This is a genomic window from Candidatus Electronema sp. TJ, from assembly GCF_048287355.1.
Taxonomy (GTDB): Bacteria; Desulfobacterota; Desulfobulbia; order Desulfobulbales; family Desulfobulbaceae; genus Electronema.
Window position 1 is genome coordinate 1 of the sequence record NZ_JBLWEP010000139.1, and the last position, 6,374, is coordinate 6,374.

2 protein-coding genes and 1 pseudogene are annotated in these 6,374 nt (G+C 59.7%); all 3 read left to right on the forward strand.

What is annotated here, in order from left to right:
• The first annotated feature begins 602 nt into the window (after positions 1-602).
• Positions 603-3,128, forward strand: coding sequence for a TIGR03960 family B12-binding radical SAM protein (locus ACNKID_RS09770; RefSeq protein ID WP_417913242.1), 2,526 nt, complete (start codon positions 603-605; stop codon positions 3,126-3,128).
• Positions 3,129-3,189: 61 nt separating this feature from the next.
• On the forward strand, positions 3,190-3,519 hold the full coding sequence (locus ACNKID_RS09775) for a CU044_2847 family protein (protein WP_417913243.1): 330 nt from the start codon (positions 3,190-3,192) through the stop codon (positions 3,517-3,519).
• Positions 3,520-3,526: 7 nt separating this feature from the next.
• Positions 3,527-6,374 (forward strand): annotated as a pseudogene (locus ACNKID_RS09780) (hypothetical protein); the annotation flags it as partial.

The following is a 6,374-nucleotide window of genomic DNA, read 5'->3' on the forward strand; positions in this document are numbered from 1 at the left end:
CCGCTTTGCTCCGGCTGAAAACCCGCCGCAGCCGCCGGAAAACGCGTTTGCATCGGCCTGATTCCAATTGGAACCGGGGTAAAGTCAATTGGAATCGCCCTGTTTTCGATTGGAATTGACACGATTCCTGCTGGAATCAACCTGATTCCAATTGGAATCGGCCCGGTTCCAATTGACTTTGCCCTAATTCCGATTGGAATTGCCCCGGTTCCAATCGGAAACGCTCCAATTCCAATCGACATTGACACGATTCCAATTGGAATCAGGGCAAAGCAAGCGTGAACCGCCTCAATTGAAACGAGCGTCCTTCCGGCGCAGGCGGCGGGAAAACAGAATAATTCAGCAGAGCTGCTGTGAACGCGCGGAGACAGCCATGCCTGCGGGCAAAGCGGACGCTTCAGGCTGGGCCTGAGCTCTGCATAAGGTCTATGCTCCTCCTTCCGCCCGGCATCCGCAAGAAACTTTTCCGTGAACAGCAGAGGTCACAACTTGGGTTGGCGTAAGTTCTCTGCTTGCCTTTCTCCTCCATCTTCCGTTATGGTAAGGGCGGCATTCTCACCAAGCAGCGCATGCGGCAGCGTCGTCATCATTATCACAGCCAGATGAATACACTTTCTCTCGACTCCATCCTCCCTTTGGTGCGCAAGCCGGGCCGCTACATCGGCGGCGAGCTGCACGCAGTCCGTCCTGATTACGCGGCGATTGATCTCGCCTTCGCGCTCATCTTCCCGGACTTGTACGAGATCGGCACGTCGCATCAGGGCTTGCAGATACTGTATCACATCCTCAACCGCGAGCCGGGCTTGGCTGCCGAACGCTGCTATGTGCCTGACACCGACATGGAGGAGCAGCTGCGCAAAAACAGCCTGCCGCTCTTCTCGCTCGAATCACGGCGGCCCTTGGCGGAATTCGATGTCATCGGCATCACGCTGCCTTACGAGCTGTGCTTCAGCAACATCCTCACCATCCTTGATCTGGCGCAAATACCGCTGCGGGCGGCGGAGCGCGGCGAAGACGCGCCCTTGGTCATCGGCGGCGGCTCCTGCTCGATGAACCCGGAGCCGCTGGCTGACTTCTTCGATGCCATTGTCTTGGGCGACGGCGAGGAAGTGATTCTGGAAATAGCTGCCGCCTTGCGTGCTGCCAAGCGTGACGGCCTCTCGCGCCAGGAAAAGCTGCACAGGCTGGCGGCGATTGACGGCGTGTATGTCCCGGCCTTTTTCGCGCCGCAGTATGAAGGCCAGCAGCTCAAGGCTGTCATCCCGCTCAAGCCGGGCTATACACACATTCGCCGCCGCATTGTTCCGCAACTGCCACCAACGGAGCTGCTGGAACGCCCGTTGGTGCCGATTGTCAAGCCGGTGCATGATCGCCTCGGCGTGGAGATTGCGCGGGGCTGCACACGCGGCTGCCGCTTCTGCCAAGCCGGGATGATCTACCGTCCGGTGCGCGAACGCACGGTTGAGCAGGTGATGCAGCTCGCCGAGCAGGGCATTCAGAACTCCGGCTTTGGCGAGCTGGCCCTGCTTTCACTCTCCACCGGCGACTACTCCTGCCTGCCGGAGCTGCTGACCAAGCTGATGGACCGTTTCGCCGAAGAGCGGGTTTCCATTTCCCTGCCTTCGATGCGGGTGGGCACCCTCACGCCGGAGGTCATCGCCCAGATCAGGCGGGTGCGCAAGACCGGCTTCACGGTCGCGCCGGAAGCAGGCACTGATCGGCTGCGCGAGGTGATCAACAAGGGCATCACCGAGGCCGACTTGCTCGCTGGCTGCCGTGATGCCTTCAATGCGGGCTGGAGCGTGCTCAAGTTTTATTTCATGATCGGCCTGCCGACTGAGACTCTGGAGGATGTGGACGCGATAGTTGACCTGGCAGCGCGGGCGCGGCGCGAGGCGAACGGCAAGAAGGCGGACATCAATGTCTCGGTCTCCACATTTGTGCCCAAGCCGCACACGCCCTTCCAGTGGTGCTGCCAGATTTCGCTAGATGAGTCCAAAGAGCGCATCCAGCGGCTGATGAAGAAGCTGCCGTCCAAGGGCTACAAGCTGAAGTGGCACGACCCGGAGCAGTGCCTGCTCGAAGGGGTGTTCTCGCGCGGCGACCGCAGGCTTTCTCATTTATTGGAAGAGGCGTGGCGGGACGGAGCGCGGCTCGACGGCTGGAACGAGCATTTCTCTCTGGCCCGCTGGCAGCAGGCGGCGGAGCGGGCGGGCATTGATCTCGAATTCTACCTGCGCCAGCGCGACCGCAGCGAAGTCCTGCCCTGGGATCACCTCAGCAGCGGTGTTGACCGCAGTTTCTTGGAGCGCGAATACGAACGGGCGATGGAGCGCGCCTATACCCCGGACTGCCGCAATCAGGGCTGCCAGAACTGCGGCCTCTGCGATTTCAAGAGGATCAGGCCGTTAGTCAATCCGCCAAAGGAGGCAACGGAAACTGCCGCGCCTGCGGTTCATAAGCAAGAGCGGGACAAGAACAGTCAGCCGACCATATTCCGCTATCGCGCCGATTACTCCCGCCTTGGCGATGGCCGCTTCATCGGCCATTTGGAGATATTGAATCTCGTCTTCCGCGCCTTGCAGCGGGCCGGGCTGCCGGTGCTCTTCTCGCAGGGCTTCAATCCCACGCCCAAGGTATCCTTCAGCCCGGCCCTGCCGGTTGGCGTGGAAAGCGAGATTGAGTTCTTCGAGGTTGACTTGGCTGAACCCATCCGCCGCCCGGCTGAGATGCTGGCCGAGCTGAACCGGCAATTGCCGAGCTTCATGGCCATCACCGCCCTTGCTTTGGCCAAGAAGAAGACCCCGATCAACGAGATCATCAGCTATGACTGCCTGCTGCCGGAAGGCGTGGATGCAGAGCGGGCGGCGGACTGCATCGCCGCCTTTCAGATCACGGAAAAATTCCTGCTGGAACTCAGCCGCAAGGGCAAGAGCCGCGAGTTTGATCTGAAGGAGTTCGTCAAGAAACTGGAGCTGGGCGAAGGCGGCAGGCTGCTGCTTGATCTCTATCATCCCTGCGCTGAAGCGGGTGTCGGGCCGAGGGATGCGCTGGCAGCGGTGCTGGACTTGGAGGAAGAGCTGGCGGCGAAGATGCGGATTGTGAAGGTGAGCGTAAGGGGGGCTTGACATTCTTTTTAGTTTAGTACGATGATTACGTTGAATCTTTTCCTGTTACATAGAATACTACATGACCACCATGAAAAAACTGATCGAATTTGAGCTGGACGGCCAGCCGGTGTATGTGGAAGGCGAGGTCAGCGAGGCAGAAGGAATGCGGCTCGCCAGCCGGGGTGACGATGACGGGCCGGAAAAAGCCGCCTCCCGCTTTGCTGACGCAGTGGCCCGAATCAAGCCTGCCGCCGAAGTGGTGTTGAATGCCTTCCGAGAGATGAACACGCCGGATGAGATCAATCTGGAGTTTGGCCTGAAGTTCAATGCCAAAACCGGTGTGATCATTGCCTCTGCTGACAGCGAGGCCACCTTCAAAGTCTCATTGAAGTGGAGCAACAAGAAGTGACGCAGCCATGCCTGCTCCCACGCTGGAATCTGCCTTTGTCCGCATTCTGATCAACGACAGCGCAGGCCGCGCTGCTGCCGGAGCAGGTTTTCTGGCTGCGCCGCGCCATGTGCTGACCTGCGCCCATGTGGTCAACACTGCCCTGCGGCGCGGACAGACTGCCCCGGAGCAGCCCGACACGCTGCTTGCCCTTGATTTTCCCCTGCTGCCTGACCAGATATTGCTCCACGCAAAAGTCCTGCGCTGGTTTCCGGTGCGGGAAAATGCCGCTGTCGGCGAGCTGGAGGATATAGCCGTGCTGGAGCTACCGGAGGATGCGCCGCTGCCAGTCGGAGCGCAGCCCGCGCCCTTGGTGCTGTTCGAGGAGCATTGGGGCAGGCAGGTCAGGCTACAAGGTTTTTCCGTGCCTGCGAGCACCTGCGCCAATCTGACTTTGCAAGGACTGAACACACAGGGGCTGATTGAGCTGCATCATCAGGGCAGTGGCGTGGTTGCGCCCGGTTTCAGCGGCACAGCGGTCTGGTCGGTGCAGGAAAACGCGGTCTGCGGCATGGCGGTGGCGGTGTGGAAAGAACTCAACACCGCGTACATGATTCCTGCCGCCGCGCTGATTCAAGCCTTTCCCGAACTGGACAAATTCAGCCGTCCGGTCAATCCCTACCGGGGCATGGAGGCGTTCCGGGAAAAGGATGCCCGCTTCTATTTTGGCAGAGAGGCGGACGCGAACGCGCTGCGGCAGAAAATCGAACAGCAGCCCTTCACAGCGGTGATCGGCGCGAGCGGCAGCGGCAAGTCTTCCTTAGTCTTTGCAGGACTGTTGCCCATCCTACGCCAGAGCGGCGACTGGCTGCTTGCCGCCTGCCGTCCCAAGCAGCAGCCTTTTCACGAGCTGGCCGCCAGTCTGATTCCCTTCCTCTACGAGGACGAGCTGGAGCGGGTAAAGAAAAGTAGGCAGTGCGCCGCTGACTTGCTTTCCGGCGAGCTGCACCTGTCTGACCTGCTTCAGCGCATTGCCGAGCGTAACGACTGCCGCCGCTTCCTCCTGCTGGTTGATCAATTTGAAGAACTCTATACTCTGAACGCGGACAGGGCCTTGGCTCGCGCCTTTGTCGCCCAGCTCTTGGCGGCGCAGGCCGATGGCTTCAGGGCAGTCATCACCCTGCGGGCAGATTTTCTCGAAGCCGCGCTCGATGATGAGGTTTTTGCCAAAACGCTGAACGCCTGCCAGCCACTGTATTTATCCCCGCTCGACAGCCACGGGCTGCGCTTGGCGGTGGAGCGGCCTGCGGAACTGCTCGGCATCCGTTTTGAGGCGGGCTTGGCTGATCTGATTGTTGCTGATGTGGGCACTGAGCCGGGTGGCCTGCCGCTGCTGGAATTTTGCCTGACCCAGCTTTGGGAGCGGCAGGAGCACATGCAGATAACGCACGAAGCCTATACGGCCATCGGTGGAGTGCGGCAGGCTTTGGCTCGTCATGCGGACACGGTGCTGGCGGAGTTTGATCAGGAAGCAGTCCGCCGGATTTTCCTCAAATTGGTACGGCCCGGCCAAGGCACGGAAGACACCCGGCAGGTGGCGGCTTTGGCGGATTTTCAGGAAGAGCAGCGCGGACTGATCAAGCAGCTTGCCGACCGGCGGCTCTTGGTCACGTCTGGCGATAAGGCTGGGCAGCAGGTGGAGGTGGCGCATGAAGCCCTGATTCGGCATTGGCAGACCTTGCGCAAATGGGTGGATGCGGAGCGGGACTTTCTTGTCTGGCGGGACAAGCTGCGGGTGCTGCTGCGGCAGTGGCAGGAAAGCGGCCATGATGAAGGGGCCTTGCTGCGCGGTCTGCCGCTGGGGGAGGCGTTGCAGTGGCGTGGGAGTCATGCGGGGTATTTGGGAGAGGAGGAGCTTGCGTTTGTTAGGGAGAGTGAGGCGGCGCGGAAGAAGCAGCGGCGGAGGAAAGGCATTGCTGCGGCTGCGGGAATGCTGCTTGCTGCTGCGGTGATGATTGTATTCTTTGTGTTGTGGAAGGATGCGGAACGGCAGAAGGTGGTGGCAGAGCAGGAGCGGCAGCATTCTGTTGAGCAGCGAAAGATTGCCGAGCTGAAAACTGTTGAGGCTGAAAATGAGAAGGACAGGGCTGAAAAGCAGACTCTTGAAGCCAACTACAACCTTGCCAAAGCGTTTGAGGAGAAGGCGTTGAGTGCCTTAAAAGTAGCCGAGAAAGAGAAGAGTTCAGAGGTATACAAAAAGGCGGTACTCTTTACCTCAGAAGCCTTGGAGCAGAAAATAGAGTTCGGCAAGTCAGCCTTGGAATCCTATGTAACAGGTATGCTCTTTGCGCCTGTAGTGGTTAAGGCCGCTATATCGGAACCGGCTGTCTTCAAAGGACATGAGGACAATGTTAGAAGCGTGGCGTTCAGCCCTGACGGCAAGACCATTGTCTCGGCTGCTGCGGACAAGACCGTGCGGCTCTGGGACGCAGCCAGCGGCAAGGAACTGGCTGTCTTCAAAGGACATGAGTATGATGTCAACAGCGCGGCGTTCAGCCCTGACGGCAAGACCATTGTCTCGGCTTCCGATGACGATACCGTGCGGCTCTGGGACGCAGCCAGCGGCAAGGAATTGGCTGTCTTCAAAGGACATGAGCATAGTGTCATCAGCGCAGCGTTCAGCCCTGACGGCAAGACCATTGTCTCGGCTGCGGCGGACAATACCGTGCGGCTCTGGGACGCAGCCAGCGGCAAGGAATTGGCTGTCTTCAAAGGACATGAGCATAGTGTCATCAGCGCAGCGTTCAGCCCTGACGGCAAGACCATTGTCTCGGCTGCTGCGGACAAGACCGTGCGGCTCTGGGACGCATCCAGCG